This is a genomic window from Runella sp. (genome assembly GCF_027484545.1).
Taxonomy (GTDB): domain Bacteria; phylum Bacteroidota; class Bacteroidia; order Cytophagales; family Spirosomataceae; genus Runella.
The window spans coordinates 1-25,074 of the sequence record NZ_JAIXST010000315.1 but is presented as its reverse complement, the minus strand read 5'-3'; the positions used below and the strand labels follow the sequence as shown (position 1 = coordinate 25,074).

Annotated in this window: 21 protein-coding genes; 5 read left to right on the top strand and 16 right to left on the bottom strand. The window is 40.7% G+C overall.

Going from position 1 to position 25,074, the window contains the following annotated elements:
• Nucleotides 1–361 precede the first annotated feature (361 nt).
• The 14 genes from Q0081_RS28205 to murD form a co-directional block, all read right to left on the bottom strand.
• Nucleotides 362–2,011 (bottom strand): Ig-like domain-containing domain, encoded by a 1,650-nt coding sequence (locus Q0081_RS28205; protein WP_298361399.1) that lies wholly within the window; start codon nucleotides 2,009–2,011, stop codon nucleotides 362–364.
• Between the two features lie 90 nt (nucleotides 2,012–2,101).
• Nucleotides 2,102–2,788 carry a hypothetical protein gene (locus Q0081_RS28200; protein WP_298361396.1) on the bottom strand — a complete coding sequence of 229 codons (687 nt, stop codon included), beginning with the start codon at nucleotides 2,786–2,788 and terminating at the stop codon, nucleotides 2,102–2,104.
• A gap of 74 nt (nucleotides 2,789–2,862) precedes the next feature.
• Complete coding sequence (mnmG, locus tag Q0081_RS28195) at nucleotides 2,863–4,725, bottom strand: tRNA uridine-5-carboxymethylaminomethyl(34) synthesis enzyme MnmG (RefSeq protein ID WP_298361394.1); 1,863 nt, start codon at nucleotides 4,723–4,725, stop codon at nucleotides 2,863–2,865.
• A gap of 93 nt (nucleotides 4,726–4,818) precedes the next feature.
• Nucleotides 4,819–5,232: an rRNA maturation RNase YbeY gene (ybeY, locus tag Q0081_RS28190; RefSeq protein ID WP_298361392.1), complete on the bottom strand. Its 414-nt coding sequence runs from the start codon at nucleotides 5,230–5,232 to the stop codon at nucleotides 4,819–4,821.
• A 139-nt stretch (nucleotides 5,233–5,371) separates the two neighbouring features.
• Nucleotides 5,372–6,343 (bottom strand): radical SAM protein, encoded by a 972-nt coding sequence (locus Q0081_RS28185; RefSeq protein ID WP_298361390.1) that lies wholly within the window; start codon nucleotides 6,341–6,343, stop codon nucleotides 5,372–5,374.
• A 47-nt stretch (nucleotides 6,344–6,390) separates the two neighbouring features.
• Complete coding sequence (gene accD, locus Q0081_RS28180) at nucleotides 6,391–7,233, bottom strand: acetyl-CoA carboxylase, carboxyltransferase subunit beta (RefSeq protein ID WP_298361388.1); 843 nt, start codon at nucleotides 7,231–7,233, stop codon at nucleotides 6,391–6,393.
• Between the two features lie 130 nt (nucleotides 7,234–7,363).
• Nucleotides 7,364–8,071: a DNA alkylation repair protein gene (locus Q0081_RS28175; RefSeq protein ID WP_298361386.1), complete on the bottom strand. Its 708-nt coding sequence runs from the start codon at nucleotides 8,069–8,071 to the stop codon at nucleotides 7,364–7,366.
• 1 nt (nucleotide 8,072) lies between these two features.
• Nucleotides 8,073–9,575 (bottom strand): cell division protein FtsZ, encoded by a 1,503-nt coding sequence (gene ftsZ, locus Q0081_RS28170; RefSeq protein ID WP_298361384.1) that lies wholly within the window; start codon nucleotides 9,573–9,575, stop codon nucleotides 8,073–8,075.
• A 45-nt stretch (nucleotides 9,576–9,620) separates the two neighbouring features.
• A complete protein-coding gene (gene ftsA / locus Q0081_RS28165) occupies nucleotides 9,621–10,985 on the bottom strand; it encodes a cell division protein FtsA (RefSeq protein WP_298361382.1) in 1,365 nt (454 codons plus the stop codon).
• 69 nt (nucleotides 10,986–11,054) lie between these two features.
• The gene (locus Q0081_RS28160; protein WP_298361381.1) at nucleotides 11,055–11,822 is read right to left on the bottom strand and encodes a cell division protein FtsQ/DivIB; all 768 of its coding nucleotides are present in this window, start codon (nucleotides 11,820–11,822) and stop codon (nucleotides 11,055–11,057) included.
• Between the two features lie 27 nt (nucleotides 11,823–11,849).
• Nucleotides 11,850–13,232: a UDP-N-acetylmuramate--L-alanine ligase gene (murC, locus tag Q0081_RS28155; protein ID WP_298361415.1), complete on the bottom strand. Its 1,383-nt coding sequence runs from the start codon at nucleotides 13,230–13,232 to the stop codon at nucleotides 11,850–11,852.
• Nucleotides 13,223–14,314, bottom strand: a complete 1,092-nt coding sequence (gene murG, locus Q0081_RS28150; RefSeq protein ID WP_298361379.1) for an undecaprenyldiphospho-muramoylpentapeptide beta-N-acetylglucosaminyltransferase — start codon at nucleotides 14,312–14,314, stop codon at nucleotides 13,223–13,225. Before murG ends, murC begins: the two co-directional genes overlap by 10 nt.
• Nucleotides 14,315–14,319: 5 nt before the next feature.
• Complete coding sequence (locus Q0081_RS28145; protein WP_310586539.1) at nucleotides 14,320–15,519, bottom strand: FtsW/RodA/SpoVE family cell cycle protein; 1,200 nt, start codon at nucleotides 15,517–15,519, stop codon at nucleotides 14,320–14,322.
• Nucleotides 15,520–15,531: 12 nt separating this feature from the next.
• A complete protein-coding gene (gene murD / locus Q0081_RS28140; protein ID WP_298361377.1) occupies nucleotides 15,532–16,887 on the bottom strand; it encodes a UDP-N-acetylmuramoyl-L-alanine--D-glutamate ligase in 1,356 nt (451 codons plus the stop codon).
• Between the two features lie 151 nt (nucleotides 16,888–17,038).
• Here murD and Q0081_RS28135 point away from each other — a divergent pair, with 151 nt between their 5' ends.
• A complete protein-coding gene (locus Q0081_RS28135; protein WP_298361375.1) occupies nucleotides 17,039–17,815 on the top strand; it encodes a cyclase family protein in 777 nt (258 codons plus the stop codon).
• Here the strand turns inward: Q0081_RS28135 and Q0081_RS28130 are convergent, their stop codons facing one another.
• Together Q0081_RS28130 and Q0081_RS28125 are read right to left on the bottom strand one after the other, a co-directional pair.
• A complete protein-coding gene (locus Q0081_RS28130; protein ID WP_298361373.1) occupies nucleotides 17,816–19,327 on the bottom strand; it encodes a c-type cytochrome domain-containing protein in 1,512 nt (503 codons plus the stop codon).
• Entirely contained in the window at nucleotides 19,324–21,312 is a 1,989-nt protein-coding gene (locus tag Q0081_RS28125; RefSeq protein WP_298361371.1) for a hypothetical protein, read from the bottom strand. The genes Q0081_RS28130 and Q0081_RS28125 overlap by 4 nt, the downstream gene beginning before the upstream one ends.
• Nucleotides 21,313–21,509: 197 nt before the next feature.
• On the opposite strand from Q0081_RS28125, the gene gcvH reads away from it, so the two are divergent.
• From gcvH to Q0081_RS28105, 4 genes are all read left to right on the top strand, one after another.
• Nucleotides 21,510–21,887, top strand: a complete 378-nt coding sequence (gcvH, locus tag Q0081_RS28120) for a glycine cleavage system protein GcvH (protein WP_298361369.1) — start codon at nucleotides 21,510–21,512, stop codon at nucleotides 21,885–21,887.
• Nucleotides 21,888–21,956: 69 nt separating this feature from the next.
• Complete coding sequence (locus Q0081_RS28115) at nucleotides 21,957–23,228, top strand: dihydroorotase family protein (protein WP_298361367.1); 1,272 nt, start codon at nucleotides 21,957–21,959, stop codon at nucleotides 23,226–23,228.
• A 15-nt stretch (nucleotides 23,229–23,243) separates the two neighbouring features.
• On the top strand, nucleotides 23,244–23,780 hold the full coding sequence (locus Q0081_RS28110; protein ID WP_298361365.1) for a DUF4199 domain-containing protein: 537 nt from the start codon (nucleotides 23,244–23,246) through the stop codon (nucleotides 23,778–23,780).
• Nucleotides 23,781–23,783: 3 nt separating this feature from the next.
• The gene (locus Q0081_RS28105) at nucleotides 23,784–24,911 is read left to right on the top strand and encodes a hypothetical protein (RefSeq protein WP_298361363.1); all 1,128 of its coding nucleotides are present in this window, start codon (nucleotides 23,784–23,786) and stop codon (nucleotides 24,909–24,911) included.
• The last annotated feature ends 163 nt before the right edge of the window (nucleotides 24,912–25,074 follow it).

The window sequence follows — 25,074 nt, the reverse complement described above, 5'->3', positions numbered from 1 at the left end:
AATTAATTGTGGATTGTGGATAGCTTTATCAACGTTGTGGATTATTTGTTTTCCACATAAAACACTGTGCAAAATGCCTTGAAACATTGTGTACAACAGGATAACATACCCACAAATCGAATGTGCATATCTTTTTATACACATTCGATTTGTGTTATCTACAAGTTATCCTGATAGTTATCCACTTATTTGCCCACATAAACCAAGTTATCCACAAAGTTGTACACATTTTTTCCTCAGAAAGTTACGTTTTGTGAAAAACGCGTTTCACAATGCAAAAGCTACCTAAGCTCATTTTGGTATTTACAAAAAATGCGCTGTTTAGCGCATTAACTTATCCACAGTGGATGTGAATTGTGAATTATTTTGTGGATAAGTCTATATCTGCGACACTCATCACAAAATTCTTCTTCACTTTAATGGGATCAGGATAAAAAACGATAGGTTCAGCTAATCGCTTAGTCTTGAAATCACCCGTATCCCAACGACCATTATTATTTGCATCTACAATAACTCGTACAGAATACGTCGAAGGTTTAAGATAATTAAATTGATAGGAAGTTTTGTTAGCAATGGATTTGACAACCTCAAACTTATCATCCAACAATTCGATGATGAATTTACCTTTAGCACCGCGGATTTCTCCTTCCAATGTGCTGTAGTTATCTTCTTCCATAATTGGCAGTTTATAAATCCGTTCGGGGATTGTGTCGTTTTCAACACTGAAAAAAGTAGATTTTGGAAGAATTATTTTTAGTTGACGTTGAGCAGCAATGGGGCGTGAAAGCGATAGTATCGTCTTATTGTTATCCCAAATAAAGTCAGAAGGCTGTACTTTCTCGACTTTAGTACTATCACTAAATAGTTGTATTTGATTGAGTCGAGCCTCGGCTAAGGGCTTTGTAAATGTTAATTTTAATGTAAACAGGCGAGGCTCTATCTCATCATTTGGCTGAAAATTAGTCTTCATTTCAAACGGGTCACGGTTTGAATCGGCGTTCTTACTCCCTGTTCTTATTTCCCGAAATTTGATTTTTTGAGTGTGTTCAAAGGTCAAGCCAATGGAATCTCTAATCATTATTTTTGTTATCAGCGTATCCTTTCGGTTTTTAGTATTGTAAAATCGCAATTCATTTGTCCCAGCCTGAAAGTGGGGAATTGAATCTTCGGGGTTATCAAATTTCACTTTGTAGTCCACAAATCCTTTGTCATAATTAACAGAGTAATAATAGGCCCTGGGAGTCGTATTTCGCACTTTTGCGAGGGTATTATTGGCCATGAACACCTTTAATAAAACGCCTGAGACTTGCGTAGAATCCTTTAAAACCATACTATCTCTTAAATAGGCTATTCTCTCGGCCTTCGGATTGTACGTCAAAGAGCGATTTTTATCATCAAATGCCACGAGTTGATAGGTGTTGGATTTTATATTCTCAATGCTGAATCGCCCTGAACTATCGGAACGAGTAAAGTAACTGGGTTTCATTTTTTCGATATTAAGCGTGTCTGAGTTTGGATACATTCCGACTAACACATCCAATAAAGGCTTATTGGTTAGCAAGTCTTTCACCTCACCTTTCACCAATGCAGAGTCTATATACATGCCTGTGCTAAAAACAACCCGGAGATTTTGTGCAGGATTTTTCTCACTAAAGTCTTTGATGGCATCTCCAAAAGAAAGAGAATAAGTCTTGGCAGAATCTAGCGATTTTCTGAATGTAAGACGAAGCCCATTAGGTCTAATCTTAGAATCATACTCGCCGGCATCGGGCGTAATGAGGAGCTTTTGTTGCAAATTTTCTGCTACCACGTATTCGTCAAATTCCAAATCAACGGTCTTTCCTTTGTAGTTTGTCTGTTTGTTGGCAGGTGTACTTTTTACAAGCTTAGGGGGAATAGTATCACGCTTACCTCCCGTAGGTGAAATGGGCTGTGAACAGCTAACTAATATTAAGCAATAGAATACCGGCAATAGGCCGAAATAAAAAAGAACTCTTATTGATTTTATCATGCTGAAAGCAACTATAGTTTTCTGGATTTTTAACAAAAATAAAAGAGGCTTTGATTAAGCCTCTGCAAATTAACATCTTTTAAATTTTGATTATTGTGCTTTCTCTAAGTCATTTATTAAATGCCTTACGTTCCCATTGTATTTTTGTGCCGCATTATAAAATTGAGAATAGTAGCCTTGATAGGGATACTGTTCTTTGGTGAATCTACATAGATAGTCATCGGTCTCATGGGTAATCCATTCAGCATAGCCTTCTCTTACCCAAACGGGAAGGCGATAATAACGTTTATGACCAAGCTTTGCTACCATACTGCTGTGAACAAGTTCATGAATAATGACTTTATTTCTACGGTATAAATATAAATTGTTTTCAGAATAAGGGATATGCATAGGTACACCGTCTGTACAAAAATCCACTTTATAAATAAGAATCAGCCGGTTAAATTTCGTTAAGCAAAAGCCTAAATTATGTTTAGACGCATAAAATAAAACCAGCTGCCTTATCAATGGATTTTTATAAAATATGATTTGGTGCTTTATGGATGAATCGGCGTATAAGCAGTTTTTATAAAAATAATCGGTGGCCTGAATAATTTGAGTTTTAATGGTTTCATCGGGCATATCTAAGCATTTATCAGGAGAGTCGAAATAGAAGGTGATATTTCTTGCGGTAACTTGACGATTGAACCAGAGCTTAGAAAGGAAAATATAGGAAACAATCACTGTGATAAAGACGAGTAAAAACGCGATTAGTAAAAAAGTTAGTTTTGGTTTCATAGGTGACAAAAATAAATAGGGGCTTTCAAAGCCCCTATTTATTAACATCTTTTAACGCGTATACTTCTTGTGAACTACCTTCCTAAATAAATTAGAAGCACGGAAACATCTGATGGGCTTACGCCACTTATGCGAGAAGCCTGACCTAACGTTTGAGGTCGTAATTTTTTTAGTTTCTGCCGTCCTTCAAAAGACAAAGCAGAGACACGATCATAGTCAAAATTAGTTATGATTTCGAGGTCTTCCAGTTTGCTCATTTTTTCGACCATGAGCCGTTCCTTTTCAATATAGCTTTCGTACTTGATCTTAATCATTGCTTGCTCTGCCGATTCTTCGTCGAAGCGATTTAAGAACTCTGCAAAAGCAGGATTCAGTTTTTTGATATCTTCTATTTCAATGTCGGGACGCTTGAGTAGTTGAAACAACGGTTGTTTTTCTCTAATCGTTGAGGTCCCTATTTCTGAAAGCAGTCCATTTACTTCTTCAGGTAAAACTTTTACTTTTCGCAACTCTTCCAATATTGCTTCGGTATTTGCAATTTTTTTTTGTACGCGTTCTAACCGTGCATCATTAGCCAATCCAATTTTATGACCTAATGCTGTTAATCGAATATCGGCATTATCTTGGCGGAGTAGTGTGCGATACTCTGCGCGAGAGGTAAACATTCGATACGGTTCTTCGGTCCCTTTATTTACTAAATCATCTACCAATACTCCTATGTATGCTTCTGAACGCTTCAATACAAATGCGTCTAACTCATGCGCATTTTGATGCGCATTTATTCCAGCAACTAACCCTTGACAGGCCGCTTCTTCGTAACCCGTAGTTCCGTTGATTTGCCCCGCAAAAAATAGATTTTTTATGAGATGGGTTTCAAGTGTTAATTTTAATTGAGTAGGCGGAAAATAATCATATTCAATAGCATATCCTGGGCGGAATATTTTTGCGTTTTCAAAACCAGGTATAAGACGAATCGCTTTGTATTGTATGTCTTCAGGTAATGAAGTGGAAAAGCCGTTAATGTACATTTCAACAGTATTCCATCCTTCTGGCTCGACAAAAATTTGGTGACTGTCTTTGTCTGCAAATCGGTTGATTTTATCTTCAACGGAAGGACAGTAGCGTGGACCTAATCCTTTAATTCTTCCTGTAAACATTGGAGATCTGTCAAACCCTGTTCTCAAAACTGCATGAACAGCCTCATTGGTGTAGGTAATCCAACAGCATCTTTGATTGGTTAATTTAGGCGTGTCTGTATATGAAAATTGGCTAGGATTTTCGTCGCCGGGTTGTTCTTCCATCCGAGTGTAATCGAGTGAACGCCCATCAACACGAGGAGGCGTTCCTGTTTTCATTCGCCCTGATTCAAACCCAAGTGTAATCAATTGCTCGGTAATTCCTGTAGCAGCCCTCTCCCCTACCCTTCCTCCGCCGAAGTTTTTTTCGCCAATATGAATGAGGCCATTTAGAAATGTACCATTGGTAAGTACTACTGAATTACCTAAAATTTCTAATCCGAGAGTTGTTTTTATGCCGATTACACGGCCGTCTTTTACAATAACCTCGCGGGCAGTGTCTTGCCAAAAATCAACATTGGGCGTTTGTTCCAATGTCAGACGCCATTCTTCTGCAAAACGCATTCGGTCACTTTGGCATCGTGGTGACCACATAGCCGGACCTTTTGAGCGATTGAGCATACGGAATTGAATCATTGTCTTATCACTAATAATTCCTGACTGTCCCCCCAAAGCATCTATCTCCCGAACGATTTGTCCTTTTGCCACCCCCCCCATTGCAGGATTACAGGACATCTGTGCAATGGTTTGCATATTCATTGTGACCAACAAAACTTTTGAGCCCATGTTGGCTGCTGCTGCTGCTGCTTCGCAACCGGCATGACCTGCTCCTACTACAATTACATCGTATTTTGAAAACATATCTTTTGAAAATATTTTAGTTTCACGTGTTTTTGAGAAAATTCAAAAATGTTTCACGTGAAGCATGTGTGTATTGTGTTGATATAAAGCGAGTTACAGTTGTGATAGATAGAGGTCTTCTTTTTCTCTCATTTCTAATTCCTGCTCATCATTTATATCGTCATATCCTACTAAATGTAATACCCCATGCGCTAATACACGGAACAATTCCTCTTCAAATGGTTTATTAAGTTCATTGGCATTTTCGCGGATGCGATCAAGGCTGATAAAAATGTCGCCCTCAACAATTCCTTCTTCTTCACTATTATCAAAAGTGATGATATCAGTATAAAAATCGTGGTTGAGGTATTGTTGATTTATAGTAAGCAGGTATTCATCTGAACAAAAAATATAATTGAGTTGGTTCACCTCGTAGCTCTCCGCTTTTGCGATCGATTTAAGCCATGCTTTTGTTTTGCGGGGATGTGAGACTTTGAAATCTACATCTTCGTTGAAAAAATGTATCATTAAAATAGTAAGTGTACGGTATTAGCCGTAGAGTGAGAAATGGGCAGCGAGCAGTAGGTAGCTGAAAAGGTTTTATCTGAAGGCTAATAACTTAATTCTCAATGCCAAAGTACAAAATTAGCCAAGAGAGAGCGAAGTTTCAAAATAACTGTTTCCAAGTGCCTTTAAGGCGATTGTATTTGAGAGTGCTTGGAAGGGCTTTCCACCAGTATTTGTTGATTTCTACGGCGAAAGAAGGTTGCATATAGCAGTTAATGGCGCAACCTTCACAAGCAGGCAAACGCCCTTCCAATGCTACAAATTTTTGAACTTCGTCAGAACGATACAGATTATATAAATTATCCTCAATTGGGAATTCTTTTAAACCTAAATGATAACACGGTAAAACAAGTTTGTTTTCGGGAGAAATAACGATTGTTGTACTTCCGGCAAGACATATAGGGTTTTCAACGTGGTTCCCTCCATCAAGTCGAAGTTGTACAAAAGCATCATTTAGATAAATATTTCGCTGTTTTCCCCAGTACCGTAATTTCTGAAGTGCTTGTGGTGAAAGTTGGGAACCAACGGTATTATATTCAAATACAGGATTTAAAATAAGAACCAAATCATTGGGCAGGCATATTTCTTTCCAAACACGTTCTATTTGATGAATATTATTCTCAAAAACCGTAAACAGAATATCAGGATGTTCACCAAGTGATTTGGCTACCTGAATAGACTCCATTACTTTATCAAAGCACTTTACCCCCCGAGATTTGTCGTGCTCATCGCCATCAGGAGAATCGAGGGAAAAATGCAGCATATCAATCAAGCCGCGTAATCGCTGAGCATATTTTGGGTAAAGAAGCGCATTTGATGTAACGGTTGTAAGCAGTCCCTGACGTTTGGTCTCTCTAAGTAATTGATCTAATTGACGATGCAAAAGGGGTTCTCCACCTGTAAAGTCAATCACCTTTACACCCAGACGTTTTAACGAAGAAATGTTGGAACTGGCATTTTCTGTTGTTACGTAAGGTGAAGGTCGTTCCCAAATATCACAAAAACTACAGGTGGCGTTGCAGCGGTACGTCACGTAGTAATTACAAAGAACAGGATGGGAAACGAGTCGCATAACGTAGAGATTAAGTTTCCATAAAACTAATTTTTCCAGAAAATTAGTTACTGCAGCATTCTCAACAGACTGGCGAGTTTATCTTTTAAATCTTTACGATCAACGATAAAATCTAAAAAACCATGTTCTAAGACAAATTCGGCACTTTGAAAACCTTTTGGTAGATCCTTTCCAATTGTTTCCCGAATCACACGCGGCCCGGCAAAACCAATTAATGCACCTGGCTCAGCTATGTTAAAATCACCTAACATAGCATAAGATGCAGTTACCCCACCCGTAGTAGGATCGGTTAAAAGAGAAATATAAGGAACTTTAGCTTCCGACAATAAAGCTAATTTTGCCGATGTTTTTGCCATTTGCATTAACGAATATCCCGCTTCCATCATACGTGCACCACCGGAACGGGAGATCATTAAAAAGGGCTTACGATGGGTTATTGCATGATCAATTCCTCTTGCAATCTTCTCCCCTACTACTGAACCCATTGAGCCACCGATGAAATTAAAATCCATGCAGCTTACCACAATGTCAAGCTCATCCATTTTGCCATAAGCAGTCCGGACGGCATCTTTCAAACCTGTTTTTTTGACAGTATCGCGAATACGGTCAGGGTATTTTTTTGTGTCTTCAAAATTAAGGGGGTCGCCTGACAGCATATTGACATCCAATTCGGTGTATTCGCCATCATCAAATAAGACTCCAAAATAGGCCTCAGAGCCAATTTTTTCGTGGTAACTACACTTTACGCACGTACAAGCGTTAAGCTTGTGTTCGCGTGTGTGCATGACATGCTTACAATTCGGACATTGATACCAAAGCCCATCGGGGGCTTCACGTTTCATTTCAGTGGGCGTCTGAATGCCTCTTTCTTTTCTGGTAAACCAAGACATTGTTAGTATGCAGGTTATAGTTTACAGTTGAAAACGCGTTATTGACTGATAGTCAATAAATAACGATTAACGGACAGCAATCAACTACCGCAAAAGCGGCTTCAAAGATACTAAGTTTTTTGTCTAAGCGTCAAAGCGAGAGATAATACTTGCGTTTAGATTCTGGAAAACGCTCAATAGCGTAGCGTAAAGCCGTACGAGGCATTTGCTTTACATGGGTATCCAAAAACTCTTCTAACACCAATTCGTCGCGCTTTCCGATCTCGCGGAGCATCCACCCGACTGCTTTGTGGATGAGATCATGTTTGTGGGTAAGTAGCAGTTCTGAAATCCGAATTGTATCCGAAAATTGATTATGGGTTATAAAATACCACGTTGAAACAATCGCTACACGTTGTGCCCAAAGATGAGAACGTTGCACAAGTTCATATAAAATGTTGCGGTCTTTATGAAGTAAATAAGCCCCAACGATGTCACGGCAGGTTACATCTACTAAATCCCAATTATTTATGTAATCGAGATTGTTTAGATAAACTTCAAAAATAGCCTGTTGGATAGTTTCGTCTTTCTTTGATTTTTGAAAACGCTTCATCAATCCTATCAAAGCCGCCATCCTGAATTCGTGAAAAGGGCTATGAAGAAGTAGTTGCCAACCCTGTATTGAGAGAGAACTGTACTTTGCAACCACAGCCCTGATTTCAGGCATAGTAATTCCTAAAAATTGGTCACCTTCGCCATACTGTCCTTTCCCAGTTTTAAAAAAGCGAGAAAGAAAGGCAGCCTTTTCGGGGCTGCCTAATGCTTGAAGTTCGTTCTGTAATTCTTGTAAACCTACCATTTTATCGCTTGTGCTTATCCAACTTAATTGGAATAAATGCTTCTTCGGGTAAATTCGGTTTTTGATGTAAGGTCACATTCTGCCGCAAATAAGCAGGCTTTTCAAGTTCACTGGCGGAGTAACGTCCATTGATAATATCCTGCACTAATCGGCGCAAAATTTGAGGATCTTCCTGAGGCTCCGGTTTGTTCTGAAACGTTGGCTTGGCAGGCGATTCGGAACTTGGTTTTTCCGGTTCAGAAAAATCATCTTTAGATGGTTCGGGAACTGAATTTACTCCTACAGTGTATCCGCCTTTATTGACAGGCTCTGAAGGTGAGGGCGGCGTTACGGCTGTTGTAGGTGTTGTTTCTTCTTTTTGAATTTCTATATTGTTATCTTGAACAGGCTGTACCACAGGTGGTTTAGGGTCTGCGGATACAGGGGGAGCTAAGGGAGCTTTTGAGGCTGCTTTCGACCCGAGAGAATCGTATTTAAAGGGTAGATGAGAATCTTCAAAACCTGCCGCAATAACAGTTACAAGCAGTTCTTCTTCCAAAGCATCATCGAAGATGACCCCTACCTTACACATATCAGCTTCGTCACCAATCAAGCTTTCGATGTAATCGGTAATCGCCATTTGTTCGTCCAGAGTAGCCATAAATTTCTCATTTTTGCTGGAGGCCAGCGTGATAAGAATTCGTTCGGCTCCTCGTATGTCACGGTTGTTGAGCAATGGAGAGTTAAGTGCAGCTTCAATGGCCAACTCAGCACGATTTTCACCAGTAGCAACCGCGGAACTCATTACCGATGTGCCCGCACCCTGAAGCACTTTTTTCACATCCATGAAGTCTGAATTGACGCTTCCATGGACAGTTATGATTTCTGCAATGCTTTTTACAGCGTTGGAAAGTACATTGTCAGCGTGTTCATAAGCGCGCAAAATGGGTAATTTCCCATACAGCTTGGCCAATTCATCGTTCAGAATGACAAGAACAGTATCACAGTGCTCTTTAAGAGCATTAATACCATCCAATGCCTGATTCTTTTTGATACGACCTTCATGGCTGTAAGGAGCCGTTACAACGGCTACTGTCAGCATACCCATTTCTTTAGCCACCTGAGCGATTACAGGGGCTGCACCCGTACCAGTACCTCCCCCCATACCCGCCGTAATGAAAACCATTTGGGTGGGCGGCTGCATCAATTGTCGGATGTACTCAATGCTTTCTTCAGCAGCTTTACGACCCGTAGCAGAATCTGTACCTGCTCCAAGCCCCTTCAGTGTATCAGCCCCTAATTGAATTTTATTATGGATAGGGCTGCGCATCAGAGCCTGCTTGTCAGTGTTACACACCACAAATACGACATCTTTGATGCCTTTTGTAAACATGTGATTGACGGCATTGCTACCTCCTCCTCCTACCCCGATTACCTTGATAATAGGGGCTTCTTCCGATTGTTTTGGCTCTTCCATAACAAATTCGTAGTCGTGCTCAAAAACGTTTTTTCTTGCAAAAACCATAATTTCTTAAAAATAAGCAATAAAGTAGGTATATTTTTATCTTTTTTAATAGCTGTCCTGCCCTTTGATATCATCTTGAGTGAGCCCTTTCCAGATAAAAGTACCGATTTCTTTGATATTAAAATCTTTCACACTTTTACCAAAACCAGGGAAATTCCAGCTACTGCTGGGTTTCTTACTTTCTATTTCCTGAACGGTACGGCTTTTCACAACCCGTTTATCCAGAGGTTTTACACTCGACCAAGCCAATCCTAATGCTGTTGTATAAGAAGGGTCATTGATGAGTGCATCATATAATGCGCCATTGGTACGCTCTAAGTTCTTGGGTTTGCCAATTTGAACATACATCCCCGTTACTTCCCGAAAAATATTCTCAATTCCGTTGATTTTAGCCGTTCCGCCTGTCAGCACGATTCCTGCACGTAGTTTATGTTCAAAACCTGCTTTTTTGATTTCAGCTAATACCAAAGCGGCAATTTCGCGTAAACGTGCCCGGGCAATCAAAACGATATTTCTTGCTACAATCTCAATGGGTGGAATGCCTTCAGCAGTAGGTACAACCAACAATTGATTTAAACTGCACGCGTTAGGGTCAGTTTCACTCAACGTGGTTTTTGCTTCCTCGGCACTTTCTACTGTCAGATGGCACCCTTCTCTAATGTCGTTGGTAATGTGGCTCCCCCCAAACGGAAGAACAATCGTGTGTCTTAATAAACCCTCGTGATAAATGGCGATATCGGTTGTGCCACCACCAATATCAACCAAAACAACCCCGAGTTTTTTGTGATCTTCAGACAAAACAGCCAATCCAGAAGCCAAAGGAGAAGCTGCAAAACCGTCTTCTTCATCAATTTGAATATTAGCTTTTTGCAACGAGTCACGAATCTGATGCAAAGCAGATTTCTTTGCTGTAACTATTTTAAAATCACCGCTGAGTTTCAGACCGATATGTCCAACCGGATCTTCGATTTCGTGTTGTTCTCCAACTGCAAATCTAAGGGGCAATAAGTGAATGATTTGATTGGTATCTGAATCAAACGTTTGTTGCATATTTTCAAACAAAAAACCGACATCTTCACCCTTTACAGATGCTGATTTACAGGTTACAGAACCCGTTTCAGACGTTGTTTCCAAGTGTGTACCACTGACGTTGACAGTGGCAGAAAGTGAAATAGATAGCAAATCAGTCCTTTCGGCTTTTTTTGCAGCCATTTCTAACGCTTGTCGAATGGCTTCCTTGGTTTTGATAGGATTGTTGATATTTCCTCTGTGTACACCCTCATTACGAGCCGATCCTATTCCCAAGATTTCGAGCATAATGAGATTATTCTGTTTTTTTGGCTTTGCCAAAACAGCAGCAACCTTGGTGCTACCAATATCAATTCCTAAATAAAATTCATTTTCTGACATGATGAGTTAGAGCTTTAAGTTCAGCGCATGGTTAAACAATATCTATAAATAAGTTGTCCTAATAATGAATCACTCACACACTATTTGATTCTTAAATTTTACGCTTACGCGTTTGTATTTATTCCACCCTTTGAGCGGTAAAATAGTTTTGTAAAAAATCTTTAGTTTTTTAAACTTTATTTCAATGTCATCTGGTAAACCAAAATCAATTTGATGCTGTCCTACCTGAGGCACAAGAGTCAGTTCACTATCCTTATCTACGATTACTTCGGCTACTTGAGCTTTCCAGAAAGGGTTTTGTTGAAGGTTTTTCAGAAAAACTATTAAATGTTGGCCTTTTACCGTTTTTAAATTCTGTGTTTTATCGAAAAAATCACCCGAAATAAGTACTGTTCTGGCGGCAAATCGTGCTGATAAAGGCACAATTTCACCCGATTCAGTCAAATATCCCCCCTGAGAGGCGGAAAGAGATTGTTCTTTCGATAGAGTGGCGTTAGGAATTAATCTTCCAACAGGGTGCTGTTGATCAATAGACACAACCAAATTTCCGGATAAATCTCGAAATACTTCACATTTATTTATCAAGCGGTTTTTTAATACTCTTTTTTCGAGGCCTTTTAGGTTGATTTTTGAAAAACTCATGCCTACAACGGCGTCTACCCCTTTAAGGGTAAGAAGATTTTCAATATCTTGTTCGGTGAAGAAGGGATATTCTGCGGTTTCGTCTAATTTCACAATAATGCCTTTGCAGCGTTTGCTTTTTTGCTGCATTTCGACGAATAAAAAAATCGTTCCTACAAGGAAACACCCCAAAACTCCCCAAACCCAACGTTTCATTTTATTACTGATTTGGTATAACTAAATCTACACAGACTGCAAAACTGTTTTAATAGGCTCAATGTATCGATCAATATCACCGGCGCCAATCGTTGCGACAACGTCAGTGGAGCGATTTTTAATAAGCTCTACTAACTCCGACTTCTTACATAAGACTTTGTCACAAGTAATACGGTCAAAAATTAAATCAGAGGTAACCCCTTGAATCGGCAACTCTCTGGCGGGATAAATATCCAACAGAATTACACTGTCTGCCAAAGAAAGACTTTTGGCAAACTCTTCCGAAAAATCACGGGTCCGACTGTACAAATGGGGCTGAAAAATAGCCGTTACATGGCGATCCGGATATAAAGCTTTTGCCGATGACAAAAATGCCGAAACCTCCGCAGGATGGTGGGCATAGTCATCAATCAGAACCTTTGAGTCAGTTTTAAGGTAATATTCAAATCGCCGTTTCACTCCTCCAAACGTATTGATACCTGACCGAATCTGTTCTTCAGAAAGCCCTATTTCCAATCCAACCGCAATGGCAGCAATCGCATTTTCTACGTTATGAAAACCGGGGACCTGTAAAGTAAGATTGTTGATTCTCCCATTGGGATGTACGGCGTCAAAAATGAAACAGGCATTTTCTATATGCACATTTTCGGCGTGATAATCACCTTCATTGAGAGAGTATTCAGCTACTTGAGCGCGAGTTTTATCGGCTAATTCAAGCCCCGTTCTCATAAAAAGCCGCCCGCTAGGTTTGATTTGGCTTACGTAAGCCGAAAACGAGTCCAGAACAGAGGCATGACTTCCATAAATGTCTAAATGGTCAGCATCAGTGGATGTCACAACGGCTATTTCAGGAAATAAGGTTAGAAAAGAACGATCAAATTCATCGGCTTCAACTATACAGGGAACTTGGCTTAAATCATCCGCAGGTTCATTAAGCAGCATATTAGTTCCGTAATTTTGGGTAATTCCCCCCAAAAATGCGGAACAATTCACACCCGCATGACGTAACAAATGCGCCGTCATGGACGATGTTGTGGTTTTGCCATGTGTTCCAGCAATGCCAATTGTAAACATTCCTCCCGCAATCAACCCCAATACCTGTGAACGTTTTTGAATGGTAAATCCATTGTCTTTGAGATAATTATACTCTGAATGGTCGGCAGGTACAGCAGGCGTTAATACAACAAGAGTTTGAGTCGTATTTTGCAAAAAATCAGCAGGTATCATTGCTACAGAATCCTCAAAGTGAACCGAAATTCCTTCTTCTTGCAGTGTATCTGTCAAAGCGGTAGGAGTACGGTCGTAGCCGGCCACTTCAAAACCATTGATTTTGAACCAACGAGCCAAAGCACTCATGCCGATGCCTCCGATGCCGAGGAAATAAATGTATTTGTATTGTTTTAACATAATTTCAAAACCGTTTCGGCAATTTCCTTCGCTGCATTTGGTTTGGCTAATTTTTTAATATTTTTACTCAATTCGTGCTGTTTATCAGCATCTTGCAGAAGTCGTAAGGCTGTTTGTACCAATTCTTCTCCTGCGTTTTTGTCTTTTACTAATAAAGCTGCATTTTGTTCTACCAAACTCATGGCATTTTTAGTTTGGTGGTCTTCAGAGGCATAGGGAAAAGGTACTAAAATTGCCGGTTTTTCCACTAAACAAAGTTCAGAAACCGATAATGCACCCGCTCTGGAAACCACAACATCTGCCAAAGCATAGGCCAAATCCATTTCGTAAATGAAATCAAAGGCTTGAGCATAAGGCGTTTTAAGTGCACTGATTGCGGCTTTAGCGCGTTCAAAATAAGGTTTACCGGTTTGCCACAGTACCTGATAACTGGAATCAATAATCATTTTTAAACCTGCTTCAATGCTTTCATTGATTGTTTTTGCACCCAAACTTCCACCAATAATGAGCAGTGTTTTGTGATTGGGTTGCAGGCCAAAATGTGCGTATGCCTGTTCGCGTTTGTGGGATACTGACAAAATATCGTTACGAACAGGGTTTCCGGTCAATTTAAGTTTACTTTTTGGAAAAAAAGCATCCATGTTGGGGTATGCTACACAAATGGCTTTGGCTCGTTTTGCCAAAAGCTTATTGGTAACACCCGCATACGAATTTTGCTCCTGAATCAACGTCGGGATGCCCATAAGGGAGGCAATTATTAACAAAGGTCCGCTGGCAAAACCACCTACTCCAATGGCGATGTCAGGTTTGAAACTTTTAATAATACTTCGAGCCTTTAGCAAACTGCGCGTAAGTTTAAACGGAAACGAAATATTATCCACTGACAACTCTCGTTTTATGCCCGCAATGGGTAAACCAATGATTTCGTAGCCCGCTCTCGGTACTTTTTCCATCTCCATTTTCCCCAAAGCCCCTACAAACAAAATCTGAATGGTCGGATCAATGGCTTTGAGCGCATTGGCAATGGCAATGGCCGGGTAAATATGCCCTCCGGTTCCCCCTCCGCTAATAATAATTTTTTTCATACTAATTAAATATTACTTTCATCAGCTTCTCCCCTGCTTACGCTGAGAATAATACCGAGTGAAATACACGTAAATAAGACGGAAGTGCCACCCATACTGAGCAAAGGAAGTGGTTGGCCGGTAACTGGGAAAATACCTACCGCCACTGCCATATTTGTAAATGCCTGCAAACCAATGCTCAATGTTAGACCGGCAGATAGCAGGCCACCAAACGCTCGATTGGTTTGATTAATATTTTGAACACCTCGCATCAATAAAACGGCGTATAAAAGCACAATAAAAACTCCTCCTATCAGGCCATATTCTTCAATAATAATGGCATAAATAAAGTCGGAGTACGCTTGAGTAAGGTAGTTTCGTTGGTGGCTGTTACCAAGGCCTTGGCCAATAATTCCGCCATGGGCGATGGCAATAAATCCTTGATCAGATTGATCCAGACCTTTCTTGGTTTTATCATTTTCACGGTATACAAAGCGCTCTACTCGTTTTTTTGCCGTATCGTATCTCTGGCCTAAAATCAAACCTAATGTTCCTGCCAAACCAATGGAAATCAGCATGGCGATTAAGTACTTCTTAGGAACACGACCGACATAAAGCATTAAAAAACAGGCAAAACCGAGTAAAACGGCAGTTGAAGTACTGGATAGGGCAATTAGAAAACAGATAATCCCAACCCATAGAATCATTTTATTGAAAATTTGCCAGCTATACTCAATTCGTTGCCGTTTGGCAAGCATGGCAGCCAGATTGGCAATTAATGCTAAACGTGCAAAATCGGAGGGTTGGAATGTAAAACCTGTGCCGGGAATTGCCAACCAACGAGTTGCACCGTTGATGGTAACTCCCGCAACTTTTACCAAAATCAGTAAGGGAATGGAAATCAACAAAGCAGCGCGCGATAAACGCGAAAAATAGGTATAGTTGATGCGATGTACCCACCACATCACAAATAATCCGATGCCGGTAAAGAAAATGTGTTTAAAGAGAAAAACTTCAGGGTAACCTCCTCCGCGTTGGTAGGCCAACGTACCGGTAGCACTGTAAACAATGAGCATACTGATGAGCGAAAGTATCGCTACAATAATCCAAATGACTACATCGCCCTTTAAGTTTTGGCTTAGCCAATCCTTAGCGGTTTGCCAGCCGTCAGTAGGGGGGCGATAGCCTGATGGGGTGTCAAAAGCATTCATCTCGGAATTATTCATCGTTTTTTGGAATTAAGGTACAAAACTTCGGACAGTCGCTTTGAATTGATCTCCGCGATCTTCGTAATTTTTGAACAGGTCGAAACTGGCGCAGGCAGGAGATAGAAGCGCCACATCGTTAGGTTGGCCTAACGACAATGCGTGCTGTACTGCCTCCTTTACGTCCTGTGTCTCAATGACAATGGGAACGATAGGGGTAAAAAACGAGAGAAGTTTGCTATTGTCTTTGCCCAGACAGATAAGGGCTTTCACTTTTTGGCGAACCAAAGACTCGATTTGGGTATAATCGTTGCCTTTATCCAGCCCGCCGGCTATCCAAATGATTGGGGTATCGTAACTGTTAAGCGCGTAAAAAACTGAATCAACATTAGTTGCCTTTGAGTCATTGATGAACTGAATTCCGTTGATTTTTTCGACAGGTTCCAGCCGATGGGCTGCGTTTTGGAAAGTCAACAATCCGGTTTTTATCTGTTCATCTGTGAGCCCTACAGCCATTGCGGCCAATGTTGCCGCCATAGCATTTATGGCATTGTGCGGACCTTTGATTGGTAATTCATCTGCGCTTATATCAAAAGTACGAGGATGGCGTGTCAGATGCAATACTCCGTCGTGAAAAAATCCACCATTCATTTCTTTTTTTAAAAAAGAAATAGGTAAGTGATTGACATTGAATGATTTCTTTTTTAACTCCTGAGCGATTGCTTCATTGTCGACAAAATAAATAAAATCGTCGTCAGGCTGCATATTTTGCAGTATCCGAAACTTTGAATCGACGTATTTCTGAAAAGTATATTCGTAACGGTCTAAGTGATCAGGGGTGATATTCAGCAAAACTCCCACATCTGCTTTAAAGTCGTACATGTTGTCCAATTGAAAGCTGCTCTGTTCCAGGACGAACCAATCAAACGTATCGTCAATGACTTGTTTGGCAAAACTCTCGCCGATGTTACCGGCTAAACCAACGTTCATCCCTGCTGATTTCAGCAAATGATAGGTAAGTAAGGTCGTGGTTGTTTTGCCGTTACTTCCCGTAATGGCTATCTTTTTGGCTTTTGTATAACGGGAAGCAAATTCAATTTCGGAAATAATAGGGGTGCCCTGCGCACATAGTTTTTTTATTAAGGGTACTTTATCAGGAATTCCGGGGCTTTTAATGATTTCGTCAGCGGCTAAAATTCTCTCTTCGGTATGTTGACCTTCTTCAAATGGGATAGAGTGAGTGTGAAGAATGGAACGATATTCCTCGGAGAGCGCACCTTTGTCCGAAAGAAATACATCAAAACCTTTGGCTTGGGCCAGCAACGCAGCACCTACGCCACTTTCACCTCCGCCTAAAATGACGATTTTGAAGGAGTTTTGGGAATTCATTTAACGTGTAGGGGATAAAGCAGAAAAACGAAAATTTAAGCCAAAATAAGGCTTTTTTGCAGGAAATTGCAAAGAAAAGAAGACGCTATTGTTTGACGTGTAATTGATATATGTTTAATATCGGACTTTTATAAATTTAACTATGCTCTTTATGCCGCGCATCATAGACCTCTCTAAATCCATTCGTTACAACGCAGAAGACCCTTGGTTTATGCGAGTTAAAATCAAACATAAACGACATAATACAGCTAAGTGGCTTATTCGTTTTTTAGGTTTACCATTTCGATTATTTCCTAAAGATTTTGTGGGTTGGGCCGATGATACCATCGATACCATCAAACACATGGGTGTTCATTCTACGACGCACATAGATGTGCCCTGGCACTACTACCCTACTGTGGCGGGAAAACTGGCCAAAACTATTGACCAAATCCCGCTTGAATGGTGCTATGGAGATGGTTTAGTGGTAAATATGAGCCACAAATTAGATTTTGAGGCGATTACCATTTATGATATTCAACAGGATTTAGCAAAAACAGGAGCTGTCTTGAAGGCAGGAATGATAGTATTGATAAAAACAGGGCGCGATAAATTTAACGGAACCAAACAATTTGCGGATGTTGGTACAGGAATGAGCAAAGAAGCAACCGAATGGCTCATAGACAAAGGTATCAAAGTGATGGGAATCGACCAATGGGGTTGGGATTTACCTATGCGTTACATGATTCAAAAAGCCAAAGAAACCAATAATCAACATGTCTTTTGGCAAGCACATTTAGTGGGTCGTGAAAAAGAATATTGCCATATTGAGCAATTGGTCAATATGGGAGCATTGCCTCCTTTTGGATTTAAAGTATGGGTTTTTCCACTTAAAATAGTTGGTGCTTCGGCCGCGCCAGCTCGTGTAGTGGCTATATTGGAAGATTAATTATTTCTTTTTCGCTTCTTCAGGTTTTGGTGCTGTTTCTCCGGCTTTTATAAAATCAGCAATTTGCTGTTCGTTGATGCCGATCGTTACGTCCAAATTGGGTTTAGCCTGTTTCAGCGCAGCTACACCCGCCTCTGTTACTTTGGAATGCCAAACGTGAAGACTCAGTAGATTAGGGGTTGCAGAAAGCTCTTTTATACCTGCGTCAGTTACTTGCGTGTTGACCAAATTCAAGTATTCTAAGTACGGTAAGGACTTGATTTGACGCATAGTAGCGTCGGTAATACCTGTATTTTCCAAATGAAGTTTTTGCAAGTTTTTCAATTTGGCAATCGTGCCAGCGGCTTGGTCTGTAATTTTAGTGTCACCGAGTTTGAGCCAAATAATTTGCTCTTTAAGTGGTTCAAGTAGAGCTATTTGAGCGTCAATTAAACTGCCTACATTTACTGCATTCACTTCTAATAAATTGCTTTCATTGGTAATGGGCATCACCAATAAACCTGCTTTTTTAAGCGCTTCCACCGCTTTTGCATCGGCAGAAGGTACTTTTAAACTCAATACAGGTGATTCCTTTGTTGTTGCAGTCATTTGCGAATAGCTGCTTGTTGACTGTGAACCACTCAATGCGGCCAAAACAGATTTTACAGCATCCGTAGCTTTGAGTTCAGCTACTTTTTTATCAAAAGGTGCGCCTTGGTCAATCCACCACGATAAAATAGCAACCTGTCCTTCGGTAAGCTGGGTTTTGCCTTTGGGCGGCATGTGGTTTTCATCTTCGAGCGGAAGCAGACAGCGCTTAACCATTTCACTTTCTTCTCCCTTTCCGACTACAAAAATAGGCCCGTTCTCGCCTCCTTTTTTCAACAATTCCACTTGGTCCATGCGTAAATCGCCCTTCGATTTGTTGGCGTTGTGGCATTGGATACAGCGTGCTTTGATAATGGGATTTACCACATCCTGAAATACCATGGCGTTGTTCACATCCGCAATGGGCTTGATTTCGTCGGAACCTTTGTCTTTTTTAGCTTCCATTCCCATCCAATCCCGAAATGGTTCCGGGGTTTCTTGGGTCAGGTAACCTTCTCCATGAGTTAATGACCCGCCGTGATGTCCGGCAATCATCGTAAAAAAGCCTCCAACGACCAAAGCGGGGAAGTAAAGCAGACTTCCAAACGGGATTTTGTTGATAAATAATTCTGATTTGGCTATCCAAGCTATCCAAGAAGCTACGGCGACCCAAATTCCCTGCCATTTATGTTCTTCCAATAATTCTGCCTCATAACCGCCTCCTAAAGACAAAAAGTATCCCGCAATACAGGACAAAGTAGCGCCAATAGCAGACCAAAAAAGGATAAAACTGATTGTGGACTCTTTGACGTCAATTTTGTTGACTAATCTGCCGATTTCGAGTAATCCCGCCAAAATCAGAAATCCAATAGGTAAGTGTACCAAAACAGGATGGAAACGACCGATAAAAGCGGCCCAGTCAGAAGAAGCTTGTAACAGAATCATGGTTTGATTTCAACAATCGAAAGAATATCTAATTTACTTATTATAAAGACCGATTCTCCATTTTTATACGCAAAAGTTATGGGTTTATTTTCGGGTTGGAGTACTATCTGACGAGGTCTTTGAGGCGTTTTTACGGTAACTTGAAGATTATAAAGCGGCGGAATTTCATCAGAAGAATGAATGGCTTTATTGGCATGGTTGCCCGTCATATTGATGAGATTGACAAAAGTGCTTTTTTGTTTTTGGTTCAAAACTACGTTAAGCGCTTTTGAGCCGCTCACTTTAACTTGAGGTTGAAATAGCTGCAAAGCCAATGCATTGATGAAATCACGACCCACGTAGGTTTCCCGTTTGAAGTGTTGTTCACCGAAATTGAAATAGATTCCGGCTATTTTTCCTTTGCCAAGTGAAGCAATAGAAGCAATCGCACCTTGAGCAAAACGCTTATCTTCCTGACTAAACCATTGTCCAAAAGTATGCGTAGTCCCAAGTGATTCAAAGGGCCGATACGTTGCTTTTGTACCGGTAATAAGATTATCATACCCCCAAAAAGGAATGGATTGGACAGTTGGATTTAATTTTACCCCTAATTCATTTTCGAAAATTTTGACAGTTTCGCTCCCAATCACCAGTAAATTCCCTCCCTGTTGAACATATTCTATAAGTTCTGTTCTAAGTTGTTCGTCAATTTTTTTCCATTCGGGAATCACAATGAGCGGATAGTCTTTGGTTCTGCCTTTAAGGTGATGTTCCTGTAGGATTTCGGTTGGTAATTGACTGTATAGCAACGCATTCAACACGCCAATCATCGGCTCCTGTTTTCGGTCACCGGTGTTATAAACCGTTGTTACTTCACTTTTATATGCTGTGTTTGAATACAACAAGGCTACCTGCGGTACGGGTTTGGTATTTTGGCAATAGGGCTGACGCTGACGACAGAATTTTGCCAAATCAGCCATGGTACCGTAAGCGTAGGTTTTAAGGCTTCCGTCTCTGTGTTGGGTCCAATACGCCTGATACCCACCTCCCATTGCAATGACATGCGCGGCTTCCTGTGAAAGTTGAGTTGCACTTTTAGCCGAGAAAATTTGGTCGTCCCAGCCATAACCAAAGCTCCAAGACATCAAATCCCAAGGTTTTCCCTGAGGAGCTAAACATCGCGCCTGAAATGCCGATTGATTGGCGCCATTAAGCGGTTCGGTGTCGCCCGACAAAAAATCAACGTTAATATCCACCTTTTCGGGCATCATGGCCGAAAAAGACCAATTACTGGCTACTTGAAAACGCGGATTGTAAGCATGAAGAGCGTCCGTATATTTTCGGACATAACGTCGAAACGCATCACGTTGAAATTCAAGCCATTTGCCGTAGTTAGGGTCGGTTTTCTTTTTAGGAATTTCTTGAATTCCCGTCACAAAACGAAACTCATCAACCGCGGCGGCGCAATAATCAGAGTTGGTAGCCCAGCAATCACCGTCCACCCATACGCCGTCCACGCCATAATCACTAATTTCTTTGAGTTGTGGAATCAATAAACTGTCGGTATAGGCACCCCAAAGCGATGCTTTTTGATTGTCCTGCTTTCCTTCAGCATCTATTCTGGCCCAATTGGGATGATGTTTTATCGCTTCATTGTCCCAAACACCCGAGTAATGCACATAAAGCGCTACTCTGTGCCGACGTGTAACCTCCCTAAAAAGGCGAAGAATATCTTTTTCAAAGCGTTTAGGCGTATATCCAACCCTGGTCGGATAGCTCGTAACGCCTGTATGCCCTTTACAATCTACTTGAATAAAATCAGGTTTTACCTTTACCAACAGCGAATCTATCATACTGTCAGTGAGGGTTTTGCCAATGAGTGTGTCTTCCAAGCTGGCATGAAAGTCAAAGTGCAGACCAAAAAAACTCTCAGAACGTCGCAAAGGTGTTTGGGCAAAAAGGTGGAAATGCAAAAAGAGGGCGATGCAAAGACGAAGAAGTTTCATATTAAGGCATTTATTTACTCATACCTCCAAAGGTGTAATGAAGACTATTCTCCTAATGGCTTCTTATGCCAATAAAATGAGAAGTTTATAGATTGTAATGGATTAACTTAGAAAAACCCGTAAAGTAACTCGCGTATCTCGCATAATTTATGTTTTCGTATTATCTTGCAAGCCCAAACGAAAAGCCTCAAGAAACCATGACATTTCCAGAAGAACTTAAATACACCAAAGATCACGAGTGGATTCGCTTTGAAGGCGACGACACCGCTATAGTAGGAGTTACTGATTTTGCCCAACATGAATTGGGTGATATTGTATACGTGGACATTACTACTGTGGGACAAACCATCGAAGAAGGCGAGATTTTTGGCTCAGTTGAAGCTGTGAAGACAGTTTCAGACCTTTTTATTCCTGTATCGGGCGAAATCCTCGAATTCAATGATGAATTGGAAGCCTCACCTGAATTGGTCAACGAAGATCCGTATGGAAAAGGTTGGATGGTACGTATCAAAATCACGGGCTCTACCAATGATTTACTTTCCGTTGAAGCCTATAAAGAATTGATTGGCGAATAAATAGAAGCTCCGAAAGGAGCTTTTTTTAGCCCCTACTCCCAAAGGGGAATTTGAAAGTTGATTAAAAACATGGTACTGATTCGTTCTGTAAAAATTATAGACGCGCGTTCGCCTTACAATGGGCAAACAAAAGACATTTTGGTTGAAAAGGGGATAATAACCCGTATCGAAGACCGAATTGAAGCACCCCATGCTGAAATTTTGGCTGGCGAAAATTGGCATATTTCCCCCGGTTGGGTAGACATGCGGGTTTTGGCGCATGACCCCGGTCAGGAGCACAAAGAAGACCTTACTACTACTTGTGAAGCAGCAATGGCAGGCGGTTTTACTGAAATAGCCGTTTTGCCCAATACTAAACCGGCACTTGATTCTAAAGATACGCTTATTTATGTGAAGCACAGAGCCCGTGGTCAAGCCGTTAATGTGCACCCAATCGGGGCCGTGACCAAGAGTTGTGAAGGGAAAGATTTTACGGAAATGATTGACCTGACACGAGCAGGTGCCGTGGCTTTTTCGGATGGAATTCATGCCATTCACAACACCCATATTTTCCTGAAATCGCTTCAGTATTTGCAGCAGGTTAATCGCGTGCTGATGAATCGCCCCGAAGATTTTGATTTAACGGTGTTTGGTCAAATGAATGAGGGTGAGTCGAGTACGTTGCTTGGTATGCGCGGTATACCCAAAGTAGCCGAAGAGTTGATGATTATGCGTGATCTCAAGTTGCTCGACTACATGGGGGTAAAAAGTATGATTCCCCTACTCCACTTCTCCACCATTTCAACGGCTACCGCAGTAGATTTAATTCGTAAAGCAAAAGCAGAGGGTTTACCTGTTTCCTGTGATATAGCTGCGCACCAAATCGCTTTTGATGATACCGTTTTGGGCGAATTTGATACCAATTACAAAGTAAATCCACCCTTTCGCGCTGCTGAAGATATTGCGGCACTTTGGGAAGGTCTTGCTGATGGTACAATTGATGCCGTGGTATCAGACCATAATCCACAGGATGAAGAGTCAAAAAACTTAGAATTTGACTTAGCAGAGTTTGGAATTATTGGGCTTGAAACGGCCTTTGCTTTATTAAACACGTACAACAACAGTCTTTCAATCAGTCAGTTGGTAGATAAATTTACCCATCAGCCACGTACCATTTTAAGATTACCAGAGAATGTAATTTTTGAGGGTACTGCTGCCAATCTTACCATTTTTGACCCAACCTTGGAATGGGTTTTCTCCGAAACGCGTTCTAAATCCAAAAACTCACCTTTCTTCGGGAAACATCTCAAAGGAAAAGCGATTTACGTGTTAAATCGCGAAATGGTGGAAATGTGTGGATAACTTTGTGAATAAACTATGCAAAATGTGATTAACTTTTTTAATAAGCCGTTGCTTAAAATTCCGCTCGTCTTTGGTTTGCTGGCGGGAGTCGTTTGTTTCCTGTATTTTCTGTTGACTCAGAGTTTAGATAAATTTTCTGCAACCAGCCGTGCGTTGGACGTAGGCTTTTTCAGTATCATCATCGCCGCGGCTTGTTGGTATTATCGGAAGCATATCGGGGAAGGATATTTCCACATTTGGGAAGGGATTTCGATTGGTTACGTAGTATGGCTGACGGGTGCTTTGTTATGTGGGTATTTGTCGTTTATCTTTTTTTATTTCTCTCCGGAGGCACTTGCTCACTACAAAAACACATTACGTCAATCCTTGGTTACCAATCAGGCCGAAGCGATTAAGGCATGGGGAAAAGAAACCTATCTGCAAAAATTGTCAGAGATTAGTTTGGTTGAACCTTCAAGCTTTATTTTCGACGAATTTCGTTTTACCCTCTTACTGATTATCATCGCTATTCTGCTCATTGCCCTTATTTTTCGTAAAGCAAGGCCGTTATAAATTATGTGCGCTAAAATTGTTCAAATTACCAAGGCAAAAGCCGAACAAACCAAGGCTCAGAAAGATTTTAATCGCTTGGTAAAAAAAATAGAAACGCTCGAAAAGAACATTACGGACTATCGGGTAGCTATGACCAAAATTCAGCAGCGTGAAGCGATGGATTTGGAGCCGATTCGTAAGCAATATTTTGAGCAACGTGCCCAATTGGTGTATCGTTTTGACCGTGCCTATGAGTCTGCGGTGTATAAAAAGCCTGAAAAAAAGAAATTAGCTTATCTGATTCAGGAAATTGCGTTTGAGGCGATTGATTCGGGAAGAATGGAAGAACTCAAGCCGATTTATGATAAATACAGCGAAGAGGGTAGCTTCGACTCCATCAATGAGGATGCTAACCAAGAAGTAGCCGAACGCATGAAAAGTTTGTTTTCGATGTTTGGGATAGATTTAGGAGATGACGTTGACCTCAATGACCCTGAAAAAATGCAGGAAAAATTGCAACAAAAAATTGCGGAACAACAAGCCTCCTTTGCCGAACAGCAACGTGAAAATGAAGAACTACGCGCCAAACGCCCTAAAACACAAAAACAGATAGAGCGAGAAGAAAAAAGAGAGCTTGAAACTCGAAATATCACGAAGGCAGTACGGACAATTTACATGGATTTAGTCAAAGCTTTTCATCCAGATCGTGAAAAAGAGGAAGAAGAAAAGAATCGGAAAACTGAAATCATACAACGGGTGACGGAAGCCTACGAAAAAAATGATGTGTTGGGTTTATTGCGCTTACAATTAGAATTTGAGCGAATAGACCAGTCTCACATTGAATCATTGGCCGAAGACCACCTCAAGTATTATAATAAAATTCTGCGGGAACAATCCAAAGAATTGGAAGAAGAATTCGATAGTTTACAGACACAGGCCCACCTGATGAGCGGACAGCCTAAGTACATAGTTTCAAATCCTTTTGGCTTGGAATTTGCTTTTGATCAGCAAATCAGTGAGTATAAAAAAACGGTAAAAAGCATTAAGAAAGACCTCAAAGCTTTTGAGGATGATGAGGTTGTAAAGGGTTTTCTTAAGTCGTTCAAAATTCCGAAACACAATGATAATGACGGCTTTGATTTCTTGTTTTGATAGAAATTGAGCTATTGGGTAGAAACATACTACGGAGTCCGGCTTTTAAGTAGTCAGCTAAAATTAAACGACGTTTTGCAATCTATAAAATGCTTCAATTCAGAAAAATCAATTTTAAATTCCTTAGCCAAGTTGGTTAAAATATTCTCAACAGCCTGAGTTA

What these genes read in the sequence shown, in the direction of transcription:
- ybeY (WP_298361392.1), bottom strand. Translation starts at nt 5,232, where the DNA reads ATGATACATTTTTTCAACGAAGATGTAGATTTCAAAGTCTCACATCCC.
- gcvH (WP_298361369.1), top strand. Translation starts at nt 21,510, where the DNA reads ATGACATTTCCAGAAGAACTTAAATACACCAAAGATCACGAGTGGATT.
- Q0081_RS28200 (WP_298361396.1), bottom strand. Translation starts at nt 2,788, where the DNA reads ATGAAACCAAAACTAACTTTTTTACTAATCGCGTTTTTACTCGTCTTT.
- Q0081_RS28205 (WP_298361399.1), bottom strand. Translation starts at nt 2,011, where the DNA reads ATGATAAAATCAATAAGAGTTCTTTTTTATTTCGGCCTATTGCCGGTA.
- Q0081_RS28130 (WP_298361373.1), bottom strand. Translation starts at nt 19,327, where the DNA reads ATGATTCTGTTACAAGCTTCTTCTGACTGGGCCGCTTTTATCGGTCGT.
- Q0081_RS28185 (WP_298361390.1), bottom strand. Translation starts at nt 6,343, where the DNA reads ATGCGACTCGTTTCCCATCCTGTTCTTTGTAATTACTACGTGACGTAC.
- murD (WP_298361377.1), bottom strand. Translation starts at nt 16,887, where the DNA reads ATGAATTCCCAAAACTCCTTCAAAATCGTCATTTTAGGCGGAGGTGAA.
- murG (WP_298361379.1), bottom strand. Translation starts at nt 14,314, where the DNA reads ATGAAAAAAATTATTATTAGCGGAGGGGGAACCGGAGGGCATATTTAC.
- mnmG (WP_298361394.1), bottom strand. Translation starts at nt 4,725, where the DNA reads ATGTTTTCAAAATACGATGTAATTGTAGTAGGAGCAGGTCATGCCGGT.
- ftsZ (WP_298361384.1), bottom strand. Translation starts at nt 9,575, where the DNA reads ATGGTTTTTGCAAGAAAAAACGTTTTTGAGCACGACTACGAATTTGTT.
- Q0081_RS28110 (WP_298361365.1), top strand. Translation starts at nt 23,244, where the DNA reads ATGCAAAATGTGATTAACTTTTTTAATAAGCCGTTGCTTAAAATTCCG.
- Q0081_RS28105 (WP_298361363.1), top strand. Translation starts at nt 23,784, where the DNA reads ATGTGCGCTAAAATTGTTCAAATTACCAAGGCAAAAGCCGAACAAACC.
- Q0081_RS28135 (WP_298361375.1), top strand. Translation starts at nt 17,039, where the DNA reads ATGCCGCGCATCATAGACCTCTCTAAATCCATTCGTTACAACGCAGAA.
- Q0081_RS28175 (WP_298361386.1), bottom strand. Translation starts at nt 8,071, where the DNA reads ATGGTAGGTTTACAAGAATTACAGAACGAACTTCAAGCATTAGGCAGC.
- accD (WP_298361388.1), bottom strand. Translation starts at nt 7,233, where the DNA reads ATGTCTTGGTTTACCAGAAAAGAAAGAGGCATTCAGACGCCCACTGAA.
- Q0081_RS28145 (WP_310586539.1), bottom strand. Translation starts at nt 15,519, where the DNA reads ATGAATAATTCCGAGATGAATGCTTTTGACACCCCATCAGGCTATCGC.
- ftsA (WP_298361382.1), bottom strand. Translation starts at nt 10,985, where the DNA reads ATGTCAGAAAATGAATTTTATTTAGGAATTGATATTGGTAGCACCAAG.
- Q0081_RS28125 (WP_298361371.1), bottom strand. Translation starts at nt 21,312, where the DNA reads ATGAAACTTCTTCGTCTTTGCATCGCCCTCTTTTTGCATTTCCACCTT.
- Q0081_RS28115 (WP_298361367.1), top strand. Translation starts at nt 21,957, where the DNA reads ATGGTACTGATTCGTTCTGTAAAAATTATAGACGCGCGTTCGCCTTAC.
- Q0081_RS28160 (WP_298361381.1), bottom strand. Translation starts at nt 11,822, where the DNA reads ATGAAACGTTGGGTTTGGGGAGTTTTGGGGTGTTTCCTTGTAGGAACG.